Below are 16,912 nucleotides of genomic sequence, written 5' to 3'. Positions count from 1 at the left end.
ACTTTAAAGCTAATAAACATGTTGCCCTTTGTCAATATTTTTTGTTTGCGCTTTGCTGTCTTTTCTATTACTATGTAAATAATTTAATTTCACACATGGCTTGTACAAGTAGTCCCTTTAGGGCAATGCCATGGAAGATAAACTATTTGGAGGAATAAATATGGCAAGTTTGCCTGAAGTCACTGTGCGTGATTTAGCCGGATCTGGTGTACATTTTGGTCACAAAATTAGTCGCTGGAACGCAAAAATGGCTCCATATATATATGGGGTACATCAAGAAAATCGTATACATATAATTGACTTGCGAAAAACATTACCATTGCTACAGGTAGCCATGAAGGCTTTATATGACGTTGCATCTCAAGGTGGTCGCATTCTATTTGTTGGTACAAAATTTCAAGCTTTTGATATTATTGCAAGTGAAGCGATTCGTTGTGGTCAATATTATGTGAATCATCGATGGCTTGGCGGTATGCTTACTAATTGGGACACTGTTTCTTCTTCGATAAAAACCTTGATGCAATATGAGAAAATATTAAATGACGAGGATAGCGTTTTAACAAAGAAAGAATTGGGGAACATTGAAAAGAAAAAGCAAAAGCTTGATAAGGCGCTTGGCGGTATTAGAGAAATGGGAGCAATTCCTGATATCTTATTCATCATTGATACTAATAAAGAGCATATAGCGGTTAAGGAGGCTAAAAAGTTAGGAATTCCAATAGTTGCAATACTTGATACTAATTCTGATCCAGATGGTATTACTTATCTAATACCTGGAAATGATGACTCAAGAAAATCAATAGAGCTCTATTGTAAATTAGCTACCGATTCTATATTAGCTGGAATAGAGTCTAGTCTAGCAAGATCTGGAGTTAAGATTGATGATATAAGGGGTGATGAGTTTATTCAAGAAAAAGAAGGTGGTATTGTGCAAACTAAAAGGAGACGTAGTAAAGTTTACAAAGAAGAAGAAAGGGAGGTAGTAACAAATGAAGATGAATCCAGATAATATAAGGGAATTACGTGATAGGACAGGGCTTGGCTTAAGTGACTGTAAAAAAGCATTAGAAGAATGTGATGGTGACATCAAGAAAGCCGTTGATAAGTTACGTACAATAGGTCTTGCTAAAGCTGACAAAAAATCTGATAGAGTAGCTTCAGATGGGCTCGTTGCTATGTGTTTGACTGAAAATTATGGTACATTGGTTGAACTCAATTGCGAAACCGATTTTGTTGCAAGGAATGAGAAATTTATAGAGTTAGTTTTAAATTTAGCATCAATTGCTCATCAAGAACGCTGTACTAGCGTTGATGAGTTAAAAAATGCCAAGTATGAAAGCATTGGCACAGTGCAGGAAGCTATTATGAATGGTACGTCAGTTCTTGGTGAGAAGCTAGAGTTAAGCAAGCTTTGTTACTTAGAAGCTAAGGATGGAGTTATTGCTGGCTACGTACATGGTGATGCGCATGGCTTAGGTAAGATTGGTGCTTTAATTGCATTGCAATCATCTGGTGATAAGGCGAAGCTACAAGAGATTGGAAAACAAATAGCTATGCATGTAGTTGCTATGAAGCCTGAAGCTTTGTCTATAGATGATTTAGATCAAATGAAGTTGAACAACGAACGTTCTATAATTGAAGAGCAAGTGAGGAGCTTAAATAAACCTGAAGAAGTAGCAAAAAAAATAGTAGATGGGCGAATGGCTAAGTACTATGAAGAAGTTGTTTTACTGGAGCAAAAATTTATAAAGGATGATAAGATGAAGATTTCTGATTTTATAAAATCAAGCGAGTTGAGTGCTGTTAAACTCTCTAATTACAAGTTACTTGTTTTGGGTGATGCAGATTAAATAGCAAAAAATGTTTATTTCAACAAATGAAAAAAGCGAAATAAAATATTCCAGGGTGTTATTTAAAATCTCTGGTGAGGCTTTGATGGGATCAAAGCAATTTGGTCACGATATGGAGACTATAGGTGAGTTATCTAAAGGCATAGTTGAAGTTTGTAATCTTGGAGTTCAGGTATGTATTGTTGTTGGTGGTGGTAATATCTTTCGTGGCACATCTGCGTCTTTAAGTGGTTGTGAAAGAGCAAGCAGTGATTATATTGGAATGCTTGCAACTATAATCAATGCTTTAATTTTACAAAACTTTTTAGAAAAAAATTTAGTAGCTTCTAGGGTATTATCTGCAATACCCATGGCCACTGTATGCGAACCTTACATCAGAAGGAAAGCTATTCGTCATTTAGAAAAAGGTAGAGTGGTAATTTTTGCAGCAGGCACAGGCAATCCATTTTTTACTACAGATACAACTGCAGCTTTACGTGCTGTTGAAATGAATTGTGACGTTATTCTAAAGGGTACACAAGTAAATGGTGTATACTCCGCTGATCCGAAAAAAAATGAGGATGCTGTAATGTATGATAGGCTTTCTTACACGGATTTGTTGACTCGTGATTTAAAAGTTATGGATGCATCAGCAATTTCACTTGCTCGTGAGAATTCTATTCCCATTATAGTTTTTTCTTTGAAGGGAGAAAAAATAGTCAATATTATTAAGGGTCAAGGTACTTATACTATAGTTTCAGATTGTAAACATTAGGTAATTTATGTTAAATGAAATAAAAACTAAAACAAAGGACAGGATGCTAAAAACTATTCAGTCCTTTCATGATGATATCAAAGGTGTACGCACTGGTAGAGCTAGCGCATCGTTGCTTGATGGTATAGTTGTAAATATCTATGGTGGACATCAAAAGTTAAATCAAGTTGCAGGCGTTTCGGTTATAGATAACAAAACTCTATCAATTAAAGTTTGGGATATCGGTGTTATAGGTGAAGTGAAAAATGCTATATTAAATGCCAACTTGAATTTAAATCCTGTTGTTGAGGGCAATACCATACGTATAGCTCTTCCGGACTTAACACAAGAAACCCGTGAAAAATTAGTGAAATTATTGCATCAGTTTGCTGAAAATGCACGGATTGCCATTAGAAATATACGTAGAGATATTATTGAAGAAATAGAAAAAATGAAGGAAAATAAAGAAATCTCAGAAGATGATTTTCATGGCACTAAAAAGGAAATACAAAATATTACTGATGATAATATAAAAAAGGTTGATGGTGAATTGTCCATCAAAGAAAAGGATATATTGCATCACTAAGTTAATATGAAAGAAACCTTCAGTAGTGAAAAAGAAAAAATTACATGCAAGGGTGCCATGGAGGTAGCAGGCACACAACCGTACGAACGTTGCAATATTGCACAATATTATACAGTAAATGATGTCATTCCAGTGCCCTCTTTTTTGTCATCCCAGTGCCTTTTTTTCCTGTCATCCCAGTGCGTGACACTGGGATCCAGCTTTTCATACAATCTCGTCAAAGACGTTTGTTTTAGCATAAGACAGCTATTTTTATGCTTATCAGCTCAGTGTGCTCACTTGCAATCAAATTTCTGGATTCCAGTGTCGGGGCACTGGAATGACACCCTCCCGGTAGCACAATGTTCGTATAGCTGTGTGTCAGCTACTTGGATGACAGAAGAGTGTTGGCGGATGGTTTAGGTGAACTTTAAATGTTGAATCAAGAATCTTTACCGAAACATTTAGCAATTATTATGGATGGTAATGGTAGATGGGCGAACAATCAAGGAAGGGTAAAAATTGATGGTTATAAAAAGGGCAGTGAAGTTGCATACGATATTGCCAAGTATTGTACGGACTTAACCATACCCTACTTAACTTTGTATGCATTCTCTATGGAGAATTGGCTTAGACCTAAAAACGAAACTGACTGTCTATTTGATTTATTTTACTCCGTTTTAACTAATGAAGATAAAGTCAATTTCATTTACAATTGTAACATTAAGTTGAATTTTATTGGCAATTTAAGTCTGTTACCCAGTAAAATATTGGATCAAATTAAAAAAGCAGAAGAAATGACATGTAAGAACGATGGTTTATTACTCACTATTGCAGTTAGTTACGGAGCAAAGCAAGAAATTACACAAGCTATAAGCAATATTATCAAGGAAGATATTGATTGTGTATCAGAAGAAGAATTTGAAAAGTTTCTATATACTAAAGATTTGCCAAAATTGGATTTATTAATTCGCACTGGTGGCGAAAAAAGGTTAAGCAATTTTTTATTATGGCAAGCAGCTTATGCTGAATTGTATTTTTGTGATACTTTGTGGCCTGATTTTTCTTGTCAAGATTTGAGCAAAGCATTAGAAGATTATACAAAAAGAGAGAAGAAATATGGTAGATAATAATTTTATAGTTAGAATATTATCCTCAATAGTAATATTATTTATATTTTCTTTTGCTACATATTTCAGTGATTTATCGTTTTATCTATTGATTTTTTCAATAGCAGTTTTATCTTCTTTTGAATGGTATAATCTAACCCAAGGAAACAAAATTTTATACGTTTTTGCATTATTATTGATTGCACTACCAAGCGCCTCATTAATATATTTATATAATCTACCACAGGGAAAATACGCATTAGTATGGTTCGTCTTAACCATTTGGGGAATTGACATTACTGCCTACCTGTTTGGCAAGAATTTTGGTGGAGCTAAAATTTGCCCAATTCTTAGCCCTGGAAAAACTTGGACAGGACTTCTTGGTGCGATTTTAGCTGGAGTAGTGTGCACAATTTTTGGATCAATATTTTTTGGTCTATTTTCAATTTTTTATTCTCCAATCATTGGCCTTGCAATTGCTATTCTAGCGCAGCTTGGCGATTTCACTGAGTCGCTTGTTAAAAGAGCTTACGGTGTTAAAGATAGTGGAAGTATGATACCTGGCCATGGAGGAGTGCTCGACCGTATGGACAGCTTCATTTTTACTGCCCCCCTTATTGCTATTTACATAAACTAAGTCTACAGAAGTGCCATTAGAGATCATCCCTAGTCAGCTCCCCAACCGCTTCTACAGTACAGTCATGGACAAACGTCTTTTCACAGTAAGGGCAGGCTATTTCCTCTTCTTCTCCCATATCTAAATATATTAATGGATGGCCGGAACCCTCATCATTTTCATCACCATGACAACAAACTTTTCTATTATTAACCCTCACTTTTGACATGCTACTCCTTTAGCTTATAACATTTATATATTGAATATACCCATTCAGAAATAAAAAACAACAAGCACTATTCTCCATTTTTTATCCTATTCAGGTTAATCAATTCGTTTTGAACGCCTTTTGATACAAATTTGCTAACATCTTCTCCTAATCTTGCTATTTCCTTTACAAAACTTGATGAGATAAATTGAGTATCTTCAGAAGCGGGAAGAAATATGGTTTCGATTTCAGGAAGAAGTTTATAATTTACCCAACTCATTTGAAACTCGTAATCAAAATCTGACACTGCTCTTAATCCTCTAATAATAACAGAAGCATTCTGCTCTTTGGCAAACTTCACTAGCAACCCATTAAAAGATATAACATCTGCATCAATTCCTAGCCCTTTGATTTCATTTTCAGCCATGCTTGTGCGTAGCTTTGTGTCAAAGGCAGTATGCTTATTAACGTTTTCTGCAACTCCTATTATTAATTTATCGACTAGTTTACACGCTCTTTTGATTATGTCAAGATGCCCAAAAGTTATAGGGTCAAATGTGCCAGGGTAGATTCCTATTCTGTTATTAATGTTCATCCTTTATTTTTATATAAACTACTTTAAAAACTTTTGATGGACATAATAACATTTTTTATCTAAAAATAAAAGTATACAGTTGGCCTGATAGCTCAGTTGGTAGAGCAAAGGACTGAAAATCCTTGTGTCGCTGGTTCGATTCCTGCTCAGGCCACTTCTCTTTCTTACCAAATTTACCTTTTTATTGTAAAACGTTCTATAATATGTTATGATATTGATACAAGTGTTGGGAAGGTAAACTATATGTATAAATGTTATAGTAGAACATTTAATATCTTATTAATTATAGTTCTATTATTAAGCAACATTACTTATGCTGGCGTTAGTGAAAAACCGGCATCTCAACATGTAACCAGAAAAGAAGAACCAGCGTCAACTGCCTTGACGGCGGAAAATGCAGTAAATAATGACGTAGTTGTTGGTTTGTTGAAAACGGAAGAAGCACATGAGTTTGGGCTATCTCAAAATATTTACGAGATGTTTAATAACTTTGGGGTTAAGACTGTACTAATTGATTATAATAAGATAATTAGCCTTGAAAAAATTCAGGCAGAGTCACTTAATCTCGCAAAACAAGATGAAACATTGGCAAAGAAGCTAACATTAGACCGAATAAAAGTTGAAGTTGCAAAGTTTGTTAAAGAGCACAAAATAAATAGAATATTTATTCCGGATAATTTACACTCAGCACCCACTCCTTATCGCCAGCTTTTTACTGAAGCAATTGTAAAAATAGTTGATGATAACCCTGCAATTCATTTACTTGGCATATGTGGTGGTTTGCAAGGCATAATGAATGCAAAGGGAATTGAAGTAGTGAGTGTGGCAGATCTTGTGAGCGATGAAGAGAAGCAAAGATCTCATTTAGAATCAGCACCTGATCCACATAAAGATTATGCACCTCTCCAGCAGATAAAGATCGTTCCAAACAGCCGTTTAGCGGAATTAGTAGCTAAATTCTTAATACCTAATGAAAATGGCTGGTTTTCAACATATTTTCCAGATGCTCATTCAGGGGCAGTAAGTAATACACCAGAAAATAGAAGAAAATTGGAGTTACTTGGATATAAAGTTGCAGCATTTTCCAGTGATGGGGTAATAGAGGCAATTGAAGATAAGCACGGTAATATTTACTTTCAATGTCATCCAGAAGCCCTTGTTGTAAAATCATATAAAAACCTCTATTTATCAAATCACAAGGAACGTCAAGTGTCTACACTAGTTGCTATAGCGATTATAAATGATTTTCTTTATCGTACTTAATGGATATATACCTATGGCTAAAGTAGTTTAGGCTTACCGACGATTCGATAAACGACAAATTCGTCATCCCGCTGCTTGTTAGCGGCCGAGATACCGCGGTGGTATGACGGTTTGTGGCGGTATGACGTACTGACTTGCATGAGCTATAAAGTGGTTTATATAAATCCCATAGCATGCCGAATGAAGCTTTTTTTGAGAGAATTTGAATTTTCAACTGCAATCAAGCCAAGATTTCTTAGTGCTTTAGCGCAGAATATTCTGTTGGAAAATATCCTATTTAATCCATCAGTTGCAAGCGCCATTGTAAAATTATCAAAGTATCTATTACGTGAAATTTTCTTTAATAAATAACTACTGCCAACATCAATACCAGCCGCTTTTGCGGCAACTACGTGCTTTATAACACTTTCTACATCTCTAATTCCAAGATTAAGCCCTTGACCTGCAACTGGATGAATTGAATGTGCTGCATCGCCGATAAGCAAAACTCTACCCTTATATAACTTTTTTGCGAAAGCAAAACTTAAAGGATAAAGTTTTCTTTCACCCTCTAATTTTATCTCTCCTAAATAAGAACCAAATCTTTTTTTAAGCTCTATAATAAATTCTTCTTCAGACAGATCCATTAGCATTTTTGAAATTTCAGATTTTTCTGTCCAAACTATCGAAGAAGTATAGCCACCCTTCATCGGTAGAATTGCAAATGGACCGCCAGGGAAAAAACGCTCTACAGCTAAGTTTTGGTGATGCAGTTCATGCTTTACATTAAATACTATGCTACTTTGTTTATAGTCAAATTTTATCATCGGTATAGAAAATAACTCTGGTAATTTAGAGTTTTTGCCTTCAGCGCAGATAAGTAGCGATGATATTAATTCCTGGTTATTATCAAGAATAACTTCCACATATCCTGAATCACAAGCAATTGTTTTATAGGAATGTGGAGAGTATATATTTAGTTTATTCAGAAAATTATTGTTGATTGCATTCCATATAGTAGCATTGTTAATAACATAACCCATTGGCTCTTCGCTAACCATTTTATGATTGTAATGCACAGTAACCGCATCTAATATGCATATATCAAGTATCGGTTCAGCTTCACCTTCTAAGAACTGCCAAATCCCTAATTTTTCCAATATTTTTTTCGAGCCTTGAGAAATAGCAAATGCTCGATTATCATCAATTACACGTGGTAGACTATTTTTTTCAATCACAGCTACAGACACAGAGTCACAACTAAGGCCAATAGCGGTAATAAGACCAAGTAATCCACCACCTGAAATGATTACATCATAATTCATTTTATTTACGCTAATTGTAAAATTATATTTTATCTATTTTAAAAATAGTTTAAACAAACTTTATAGACAAAGACCTATAGCTAACCCAAGAAAGGTTTCCCTACGTCATACCGCGATTCATTCCATAGCTGTACGAACATTGCAATGTGGCATATAGTAAACGATGTCATGAAAGTAGCTGACACTGGAATTCAGAAAAAAGGATGATGTTATTCCAGTGCCTCTATGATGTCATCCCAGTGCTTGACACTGGGATCCAGCTTTTTCATAATCATCAGAATGTTGTATTTTAACATAAAACGGCTACTTTTATGCTTACCAACTTAATAAAATTCCTGGATCCCAGTGTCAGCTACTTGGATGACACCCTTCTGGTAGACAATGTTCGTACAGCTATGCGCGGTATAGATTCCGCTAACTAGTAGCGGAATGACGGTTTTTCAAATTGTAGGTAAACCTAAGCCACTTTAGCTATAACATCTTTAGCAATACCTTCATAAATCTCTGCCAAATCTTCACTTAGCATTAAAGGATTTCCACAATCAGAAGCATGACATATTTGTGGATCTAGAGGAATTCTGCCTAGGAGTTTGATGCCCAGCTCCTCAGACATTTTTTTTGCGCCGTCTTTTCCAAATATGTATATTTTTGAGCCGCTTTGAGTAAAATAGCTCATATTTTCTACAATGCCAATAACCGGTACGCTGAGCTTTTTAAGCATATCATAAATTTTGCGAGCATCGATTAAAGAGAGCTCCTGTGGAGTTGAAATTATTATCGCCCCGGTTAAGTTAAAATTTTCCATAAGACTTAAATGCACATCGCCAGTTCCAGGTGGTGTATCAACTATCAAATATTCTATATCAGACCACCTTGTTCCCATTAGCAGATTATAAAGTGCTTTTGTGATCATAGGTCCGCGCCATATTGCTGCACGATCCTTGTCAACAAAATAGCCGATTGAAATAGTATGTAGTCCATACCTTTCTATAGGTATTGCTTTTCCACCCTGTATTTCTGGCTTTAATTTTTCGGCGCCAAGCATTTTAGGAATTGAAGGACCATATATATCTGCATCAACCAGCGCAACTTTGTGTTTTAACTTTGCTAATGAGAGAGCAAGATTTAGCGCAACTGTGGATTTACCTACGCCTCCTTTACCAGAGGCCACAATAATTATATTTTTCACTCCTTCGATATGTAATTTAGCTTTTTGTTGCCCAGTTTGTTTTTGACAAGTAGCAACCACGATCACTTTTGTCACCCCCGGTATAGCTTTAACAGCTTGCTCACAATTTCTTCTTAATTCTTCGTTTGCTTGCGTGTCACCGGCAACTTCAAGCGCAAAACCAATGTCCCAGCCTTTAATAATGATTGAGGATATTATGCCAAGAGCGATCACATCTTTACCGCTTTTTTGCTCTATGACTTTTTTTAAGTTCTCTCTTACAATTTCTTTGTTGATCATTAGGCCTCTTACATAGCAGATCCCAGTGCGGAACATTTGTTTCGGAAACAGTATGTTAAATGTTATAGCAGGTTTTGCCTAGAACACAAGCCAAGTACTGGTTCACTTTATGACAGTGTCATGAAAGTAGCCTCTTTCTTGTCATCCAAGTAGCCCCTTCTCCTGTCATCCGAGTAGCTTGACTACTTGGATCCAGGAAACTTAACTCTACATCAAGTAAATGTACAATAAGAACTAGATTCCAGACTGGAATGACACCCTACTTAACCGTCATACCGCCGCGGCGCTAACAAGAGATCCCGCTGCGGGATGACGGTTGTTGTTTAGCTATAAATGTTTAAGAAATTTACCAAACGAAAAAAAAGGCAAAGAAATCCCGTGGTGCGAGTTTTGACCCTGTAATACTTTAAATTGGCGCTGTAATAATGTGCTGACGGTGTGCCGTAGAGACACAAAGAATGTTCAAGTAAGAGCAAACTAAGTGCAAAAGCTGCACAGTAGATGAGGGTAGGTCCCTCGGAGCCGGTTTACAAGAGCAGGCTTCAAACAACCATAAGCTGCTTTGGTAAAGAGCCAAGGTAGTGAGCGTTATGGAAAAGGCATAATTATATGTCATGTAAGGAATAGAGAGATGAACGAAAGTGAACCACTGATGAAGTGTCGAAACCTTTTAAATGACGTCAAAACCAGGGGGTCGTTTGTAACCTGGGATAAATCTATCGGGAGCTTGTTTACTGGATAGATGGCGTCCGGCATAAAGGTGGCATGAATCTATTTCAGGCTATTGTGTGGAACTACGGGAACCTGTCGTTTCGATGATAAGGGAGAAATCCAAGGAGCTAAACTCTAAGGATGAGAGTACCGATGCGAAAAACAGGGGCGGATCAGCTCGTAGTAGTGAAGAAGTTTCTGTAATGGAAATGGAGCGAAGGAGCTGAGTTATTCAGTTTTAATTATGTATCAACCGAAAGGGAGGAGTTAATGAATAAAACAAAGTCTTTTGATATACCAAAGCAACTTATTTGTAGGGCTTATAAACAAGTATCGAAAAATAAAGGTGCGGCTGGTGTGGATGAGGTTTCGATAACAAAGTTTGAAGAAAATCTAAAAGATAATCTGTACAAACTATGGAATAGGATGTCATCCGGAAGTTATTTTCCAGAGCCGGTAAAAGCTGTTGCGATACCAAAAGATACAGGAGGGCAAAGAATTTTATGTGTTCCTTCAGTATTCGACAGGATAGGGCAAACGGCTGCTGCTATGTATCTAGAGCCGCTGGTAGAACCAAAATTTCATGAGGATTCATATGGTTATAGACCAAATAAGTCTGCACTGGATGCGGTAGATACAGCTCGTAAAAGATGCTGGAGGTACGATTGGACGATAGATCTTGATATATCTGGATTTTTCGACAATTTGGACCACGGCTTGGCATTGCAAGCTATCAAAAAGCACACAGACTGCAAATGGGTCATACTGTATGTTGAGAGGTGGATGAAAGCCCCCATTCAGCAAGCAGATGGCAGTAAGGTAGTTAGGGATAAAGGAGTTCCGCAAGGAGGTTCAGTTAGCCCAATCATCTCTAATATATTCATGCATCATGTGTTTGATATATGGATGAAAAAGAACTACCCGACAGTACCATTTGAGAGGTATGTGGATGATGCGATAGTGCACTGCAGAACAGAGAAACAGGCAGAGTTTGTGAAAGTAATGATCGAAGAAAGATTGGCTGAGTATAAGTTGAAATTGCATCCTGAAAAGACACAGATAGTGTACTGTAAGGATGACAATAGGAGTGGTGAATTTCCTAAACAAAGTTTTAATTTTCTGGGTTACACATTCAGACCCAGGTTAGCAAGAAATAAAATAGGGAAGTATTTTGTTTCATTTCTTCCAGCAATTAGCAACAAGGCCAAGAAAAAGATTACTACAACCATAAGGTCATGGAAAATGCTACGAAATACGCATATAACATTAGAGGAGATATCAGGAAAAGTAAATCCAATAGTCAGAGGCTGGTATCAGTACTATGGCAAATTTTACAGAACTGAAGTATACAAATCTCTAAAGAATATAGAGCGGCATCTAGAAAAGTGGGTGAAAAGGAAATATAAGAGACTCAGGAGTCACGGAAGACTAGCAAGACAATTTCTAGGAAAGGTGAGAAAGAGGTCTCCGGATATTTTCTATCACTGGACACTAGGGTTAGGCCAAAAGGCTGAATAATGGAAGCTGTATAAATCGAGAGGTTTACGTACAGTTTTGCGAGAGACTGGTGGGGAAGTTCCACTGGTCTACTCTCCCTTATTTTAAGCGCGATTTGGCTGAATGTAGAAAAATTTTAAAAGACATGCAGCCGCTATAATTTTATGTAATCCGCCAAAAGATACCTTAAGTTTTTTACTGAATTTTGTCATTGAGCCTGCAGGTCAAAAACAAGTTTTGAGTCATAAATACCCTTAATGCCATAATAAGAGGGCTGGCAAAATGTGTCAAGCAAGTTTTTTGTTTCTGCGGGCTACTTGGCTACAATGTTTGTACAATTGTGCATCATGCGCTGGCTGCAAAAAGAAACCTCTACTCCTTATTCTTCGCCCTTCCTGCACGCTTACGTTCATTTGGATAAAGGAATTTCTTGCGTAAACGTATAGATTTTGGAGTTACTTCCACCAATTCATCATCGTCTATATACGCTATCATATCCTCCAGTGTCATTATCTTTGGAGGAGTGAGTTTTATGGCTTCATCACTACCTGAAGCTCTTACATTGGTTAATTGTTTACCTTTTAGCACATTTATCTCCAAATCATTGTCACGGCTATGCTGGCCGACAACCATGCCACAATATACCTTATCCTGTGGTTTAATAAACATAATTCCCCTGTCTTGCAAATTGAAAATTGCATATGCCACAGCCTCACCCTTATCTGTAGAAATTAAAACTCCATTGCGCCTTCCAGAAATTAGACCTCTATGCGAAGCATAACTGTGAAATAAACGGTTAATTATGCCTGTGCCCCGAGAATCAGTTAAAAACTCTCCTTGATAACCAATTAATCCTCTTGATGGCACTAAAAACGTTAATCTTGTCCTGCCATTACCAGAAGGTCTCATGTCAGTCACTTCACCTTTTCGGAAGCTGAGTTTTTCCATGATGATTCCACTATATTCATCATCTACATCAATTACTACTTCCTCTATAGGTTCAAGTTTTTTGCCATCCTCCTCTTTGAATAGCACTCGAGGGCGTGATACCGAAAGCTCAAAACCCTCCCTTCTCATATTTTCAATTAACACTCCAAGCTGCAACTCACCGCGTCCACCTACTTCAAATGCTTCACCGCTTGGTGCCAAAGTCACAGTAATTGCAACATTTGTTTCTGCTTCCGCATATAAACGATCCTTTATAGCAGTTGAAGTAAGCTTTGTACCTTCTTGCCCAGCAAAAGGTGAATCATTAACGCTCAGAGTAATCGCCATTGTCGGCGGATCAACTGGAGTTGAGCTTACTGCAGTTGTAACTTCTGGTGCTGCTATAGTATCTGAAACCGAAGCTTCCTCAAGTCCTGCAATTGCAATTATGTCTCCCGCCACAGCTTGTTCTACTGGAATACGTTTCAAGCCAGAAAATGAGAGCAATTTAGTTAATCTTCCTCGTTCAATTACTTTACCATCGAGGTCAAGCACCTTAAGATCTGAATTGACTTTTGCAACGCCCTGATAAACCTTTCCTGTCAATATTCTGCCAAGAAACTTATCAGACTCAAGTAGAGTGACCAACATAGCAAAAGGGGCATTTTGATCATAAACAGAAGGTTTTATATAATCTATAACCGTTGAAAATAATGGGCTTAAATCTTTCCTTTCATCAGAAAGCTCCTTAGCACACCAGCCATTTCTACCTGAAGCATACAACACTGGAAAATCTAGCTGCTCGTTGGTTGCATCAAGGTTAAAAAATAACTCATATATTTCATTTAGTACTTCATCAATTCTGCTGTCTGGTCGGTCGACCTTATTGATTATCACAATTGGCTTCAAATTTGCTTTTAGTGCTTTTGAGAGCACAAATTTTGTTTGTGGCATTGGACCTTCTGCAGCGTCAACCAGCAGCAACACACCATCTGCCATGCATAATACCCTTTCTACTTCTCCACCAAAGTCCGCGTGCCCTGGCGTATCAATAATATTGATCTTTTCATCGCCCCACATTATTGATGTGCACTTTGCAAGTATTGTAATTCCGCGTTCACGTTCTTGGTCGCCACTATCCATCACTCGTTCTTGAACTTCTTGATTCTCGCGGAACGTGCCACTTTGTTTTAACATGTTATCAAGTAAAGTAGTTTTACCGTGGTCAACGTGTGCGATTATTGCTATATTTCGGATCGATTTAAATTCGTTCATTTTCTATCATTTCAAAATTAATTTAGTAATAAGTATACATAAAATACACTTGGAGTAAATAACTAAAGCTGTGCTGTGCTTCCAAGATATTATAGGATTACTTTGTTAAATATTCTCTACTCCCAGGTTTTGTTATGGGTAGTTGTTTTAATTCACTTGGAAGTTCTTCCTCGCTGTAATTTTTGATGTTCAGTTCAATCAAAGATATGACGGGAAAAGGCAGTTTTGTTTCACTATTTCTCTTTATCAAAGAAGCTTCAGCAACAACTTTACCTCCTTTCCCTTCTGCACATTCCACTGCTTCAAGTGAAGATTTGCCTGTGGTTATTACATCCTCGATAAGTAATATTTTCTCACCCTTTTTGATCTTAAATCCACGGCGTAATTCAAACTTGCCATTAACGCGCTCGCAAAACATTGTCTTTATTCCAAGCTGCCTACCAATCTCATAACCCACGATTATTCCACCAATTGCAGGAGATAATATTAAATCTATGGAGCTATTTAATTCTTTTTTTATTTTATCTGCTAATAATGCGCAAACTTTCATGGCTCTGCTTGGATTTTCAAAAATCTTCGCACACTGTATGTATGTGTCACTATGCAGTCCGGATGATAAAACAAAATGCCCATGCAAAATTGCCTCTGCTTCTTTAAATTCTTTTATTATTAGGTTATTTTCGTCTAATATCATTTTTTAAGTTTCACTATTACATTCTTTATTAATTATCTGAGTGATACAAATATCAGACCACACATTTATTGCAGTTTCAAACATATCAATGATCGTGTAAATAGGCAAAATCAGTCCCATAATATGCAGAGGAACATTCATCGATACGAGATAACTGGTTGCCATAAAATAGCATCCCATAGGCACTCCAGCGTTACCAATTGCAGCCCCTGTAGCTAAAAAAATCCATATCAACATTTCGCTCAAGGAAAATGCGTATCCGTTCATTTCTGCAACAAATATTACAGTGATTAGTATAAATGCAGCACATGCATTCATGTTAATTGTTGTGCATATTGGTAAAATAAAAGACGATAATTTCTTTGGCACCTTTAGCTTGTTCTGCACACATTCTATAGTTGTTGGCAATGTTGCACTGGATGATTTAGAAAAAAACGCAAGTGTGAGTGCTGGCATAACCCCTTTCAGCGTTTGAATTGGTGATATGCCTTTATACCACATAAATAGCGGTAAAATCAGAAATGCCTGCACAAAATTTGCAGACATTATGCAAACAAAATACCATAAAAGATTGTAGAACTCACTACCGCCTTTTAATTCATGCAAAAAACATGTAATAAAAGACCAAACAGCAAGCGGAATAAATTTTAATAATCCTTGAGCAATTTTAAGTAACGTATCAAAAAGTGCAGAGAATACTTGATATAATATATCCTGCTTTTCTTTTGAAAGTGAAACAATAGCTCCTCCCATCAAAAAAGCGATTAATATGCTACCAATCATATTATTTTCAAGAAAAACTTGCACAAAATTAGAAGGAATGAGTGATTTTAAATATGAAAAATAACTGTGGTTATTGCTGTTAATACTCCCTATTGTATTACTTATGAAATTTTTTCTTGCTGGATCTATTAACAAATAAAACGATAATGCAACAAACGCAGCTATAATAGTTGTAAGCAGAGTATAAAATAGTGTTTTCTTAACTAAGACTTTGATTTCAATTGAGTCTTTGAGCCCGGAAATTGTGGAAACTATGGATAAAAAAACCAGAGGTAAGCTTATTAATTTGAGCAAGCTGATAAAGATATCACTAAATAGCTTTGCTATTTCAAATATGATTTCATTGTTTAGGTAGTAAGCAACTATTGCAAGCAGTATAGAAAAGAGTATTGCAAACTTGTGCATTGAAAATAAAACTTCAAAGTAACATTATACAACAATTTTGCTGTTTTGGAATCAGATTGATATAAAAAGTCTTGCAAGTTAGGCAAAATGTTAATACTTAACTTGTAACTGAATATGGAGATGATATGCATGAAAAAGCTTATGAAGAACTTAAAAAACGTGAAAAACGTGAAGCACTTAAAGAACGTGAAGAACTTAAAAAACGTGAAGAACGTGAAAAAAATAAAGAACTTGTATTGTTTCATGTGCTCTTAGCAATAATAGGTAGTATATCGGGGGCTTCTATAGGTTCTAGATTAGGTTCTATAACTTTACCACTTCAAGTAGTAGAAGCTCTTTTCTGTGGCTCTTTAGTAGGGCCAATAACTTTTGCTGCAAGTAATCTTGTACTCGCCGGTAGACCAAAAAAAGTGCACGAAGAAATGTTATCTAAATTTGGTGACGGCTACTGTGGAGTAATTTTGTTTTTTTTGAGCTTCTGGGCCACTAGCGCTGCAATCAGAGTTAGTGTTGGTGTAGCTGCAAATGCTATTTCGCCTGATGCAGTTGTGTCAGGAGCTTTAATGCTAGGAATAATCGGGGGTCTAGTACCAGTTATAAGCTTCCTTGTAACGAATTTTGTAACAATGCCTGTAATTAAAAAAATAAAGGAATGTTTTTCTTTGAAGGAAGAAAATAGCAATAGTGGTCCTTGCACTACAAATAACTCCGATGGCGTTAGTCTATCAAGTGATAAGGAATGTTCTTCTTCGAAGGAAGAAAATAGCAATAGTGGTCCTTGTACTACAAATAACTCCGATGGCGTTAGTCTATCAAGTGGTAGTAATAAAACCTCACAAACTGAAATAAGTAGCATTGAATCATTAGAAAGTTTCGCAGTCAAAGTGTAAATAGCAACTATAAAAACTG

Annotated in this window: 18 protein-coding genes and 1 tRNA gene; 12 read left to right on the top strand and 7 right to left on the bottom strand. The window is 36.5% G+C overall.

Going from position 1 to position 16,912, the window contains the following annotated elements:
• The first annotated feature begins 160 nt into the window (after positions 1-160).
• The 7 genes from rpsB to AABM58_RS00830 are packed head-to-tail and all read left to right on the top strand — an operon-like array spanning position 161 to position 4,894.
• The gene (gene rpsB / locus AABM58_RS00860; protein WP_264718698.1) at positions 161-1,009 is read left to right on the top strand and encodes a 30S ribosomal protein S2; all 849 of its coding nucleotides are present in this window, start codon (positions 161-163) and stop codon (positions 1,007-1,009) included.
• Positions 990-1,850, top strand: coding sequence for a translation elongation factor Ts (tsf, locus tag AABM58_RS00855; RefSeq protein ID WP_338406016.1), 861 nt, complete (start codon positions 990-992; stop codon positions 1,848-1,850). The genes rpsB and tsf overlap by 20 nt, the downstream gene beginning before the upstream one ends.
• 16 nt (positions 1,851-1,866) lie before the next feature.
• The gene (gene pyrH / locus AABM58_RS00850; protein ID WP_400771558.1) at positions 1,867-2,604 is read left to right on the top strand and encodes a UMP kinase; all 738 of its coding nucleotides are present in this window, start codon (positions 1,867-1,869) and stop codon (positions 2,602-2,604) included.
• Positions 2,605-2,611: 7 nt separating this feature from the next.
• Positions 2,612-3,169 carry a ribosome recycling factor gene (gene frr / locus AABM58_RS00845; protein ID WP_338406015.1) on the top strand — a complete coding sequence of 186 codons (558 nt, stop codon included), beginning with the start codon at positions 2,612-2,614 and terminating at the stop codon, positions 3,167-3,169.
• A gap of 6 nt (positions 3,170-3,175) precedes the next feature.
• Positions 3,176-3,571 carry a hypothetical protein gene (locus AABM58_RS00840; protein WP_338406014.1) on the top strand — a complete coding sequence of 132 codons (396 nt, stop codon included), beginning with the start codon at positions 3,176-3,178 and terminating at the stop codon, positions 3,569-3,571.
• Between the two features lie 11 nt (positions 3,572-3,582).
• Positions 3,583-4,278, top strand: coding sequence for a polyprenyl diphosphate synthase (gene uppS / locus AABM58_RS00835; RefSeq protein ID WP_338406013.1), 696 nt, complete (start codon positions 3,583-3,585; stop codon positions 4,276-4,278).
• Positions 4,268-4,894 carry a phosphatidate cytidylyltransferase gene (locus tag AABM58_RS00830; RefSeq protein WP_151808018.1) on the top strand — a complete coding sequence of 209 codons (627 nt, stop codon included), beginning with the start codon at positions 4,268-4,270 and terminating at the stop codon, positions 4,892-4,894. Before uppS ends, AABM58_RS00830 begins: the two co-directional genes overlap by 11 nt.
• A gap of 16 nt (positions 4,895-4,910) precedes the next feature.
• Here the strand turns inward: AABM58_RS00830 and AABM58_RS00825 are convergent, their stop codons facing one another.
• Complete coding sequence (locus AABM58_RS00825; protein ID WP_151808017.1) at positions 4,911-5,102, bottom strand: zinc-finger domain-containing protein; 192 nt, start codon at positions 5,100-5,102, stop codon at positions 4,911-4,913.
• 67 nt (positions 5,103-5,169) lie between these two features.
• On the bottom strand, positions 5,170-5,676 hold the full coding sequence (gene coaD, locus AABM58_RS00820; protein ID WP_338406012.1) for a pantetheine-phosphate adenylyltransferase: 507 nt from the start codon (positions 5,674-5,676) through the stop codon (positions 5,170-5,172).
• 81 nt (positions 5,677-5,757) lie between these two features.
• On the opposite strand from coaD, the gene AABM58_RS00815 reads away from it, so the two are divergent.
• Both AABM58_RS00815 and AABM58_RS00810 read left to right on the top strand, forming a co-directional pair.
• Positions 5,758-5,830 (top strand) — tRNA-Phe (locus AABM58_RS00815).
• Between the two features lie 89 nt (positions 5,831-5,919).
• Complete coding sequence (locus tag AABM58_RS00810; protein WP_338406011.1) at positions 5,920-6,939, top strand: gamma-glutamyl-gamma-aminobutyrate hydrolase family protein; 1,020 nt, start codon at positions 5,920-5,922, stop codon at positions 6,937-6,939.
• A 155-nt stretch (positions 6,940-7,094) separates the two neighbouring features.
• Here AABM58_RS00810 and ubiH read toward each other — a convergent pair whose 3' ends face one another.
• Positions 7,095-8,243, bottom strand: coding sequence for a 2-octaprenyl-6-methoxyphenyl hydroxylase (gene ubiH / locus AABM58_RS00805; RefSeq protein ID WP_338406010.1), 1,149 nt, complete (start codon positions 8,241-8,243; stop codon positions 7,095-7,097).
• Positions 8,244-8,700: 457 nt separating this feature from the next.
• Positions 8,701-9,711, bottom strand: a complete 1,011-nt coding sequence (locus AABM58_RS00800) for an Mrp/NBP35 family ATP-binding protein (protein ID WP_338406009.1) — start codon at positions 9,709-9,711, stop codon at positions 8,701-8,703.
• 815 nt (positions 9,712-10,526) lie between these two features.
• Here AABM58_RS00800 and AABM58_RS00795 point away from each other — a divergent pair.
• Positions 10,527-10,649 carry a hypothetical protein gene (locus AABM58_RS00795; RefSeq protein WP_338405986.1) on the top strand — a complete coding sequence of 41 codons (123 nt, stop codon included), beginning with the start codon at positions 10,527-10,529 and terminating at the stop codon, positions 10,647-10,649.
• 43 nt (positions 10,650-10,692) lie between these two features.
• The gene (gene ltrA / locus AABM58_RS00790) at positions 10,693-11,940 is read left to right on the top strand and encodes a group II intron reverse transcriptase/maturase (RefSeq protein ID WP_338405985.1); all 1,248 of its coding nucleotides are present in this window, start codon (positions 10,693-10,695) and stop codon (positions 11,938-11,940) included.
• Positions 11,941-12,291: 351 nt separating this feature from the next.
• Here the strand turns inward: ltrA and typA are convergent, their stop codons facing one another.
• The 3 genes from typA to AABM58_RS00775 all read right to left on the bottom strand — a co-directional run bounded on the left by typA (position 12,292) and on the right by AABM58_RS00775 (position 16,003).
• Entirely contained in the window at positions 12,292-14,121 is a 1,830-nt protein-coding gene (gene typA, locus AABM58_RS00785) for a translational GTPase TypA (RefSeq protein WP_338406008.1), read from the bottom strand.
• A 97-nt stretch (positions 14,122-14,218) separates the two neighbouring features.
• Positions 14,219-14,815, bottom strand: coding sequence for an orotate phosphoribosyltransferase (gene pyrE / locus AABM58_RS00780; RefSeq protein WP_265023405.1), 597 nt, complete (start codon positions 14,813-14,815; stop codon positions 14,219-14,221).
• A gap of 3 nt (positions 14,816-14,818) precedes the next feature.
• Complete coding sequence (locus AABM58_RS00775) at positions 14,819-16,003, bottom strand: dicarboxylate/amino acid:cation symporter (RefSeq protein ID WP_265035506.1); 1,185 nt, start codon at positions 16,001-16,003, stop codon at positions 14,819-14,821.
• Between the two features lie 125 nt (positions 16,004-16,128).
• Here AABM58_RS00775 and AABM58_RS00770 point away from each other — a divergent pair, with 125 nt between their 5' ends.
• On the top strand, positions 16,129-16,893 hold the full coding sequence (locus AABM58_RS00770) for a hypothetical protein (protein WP_338406007.1): 765 nt from the start codon (positions 16,129-16,131) through the stop codon (positions 16,891-16,893).
• Positions 16,894-16,912: the final 19 nt, after the last annotated feature.

Origin of the sequence: Wolbachia endosymbiont (group A) of Longitarsus flavicornis (assembly GCF_963931955.1) — a bacterium.
GTDB lineage: Bacteria > Pseudomonadota > Alphaproteobacteria > Rickettsiales > Anaplasmataceae > Wolbachia.
This window is presented reverse-complemented; position numbering and strand designations above follow the sequence as displayed.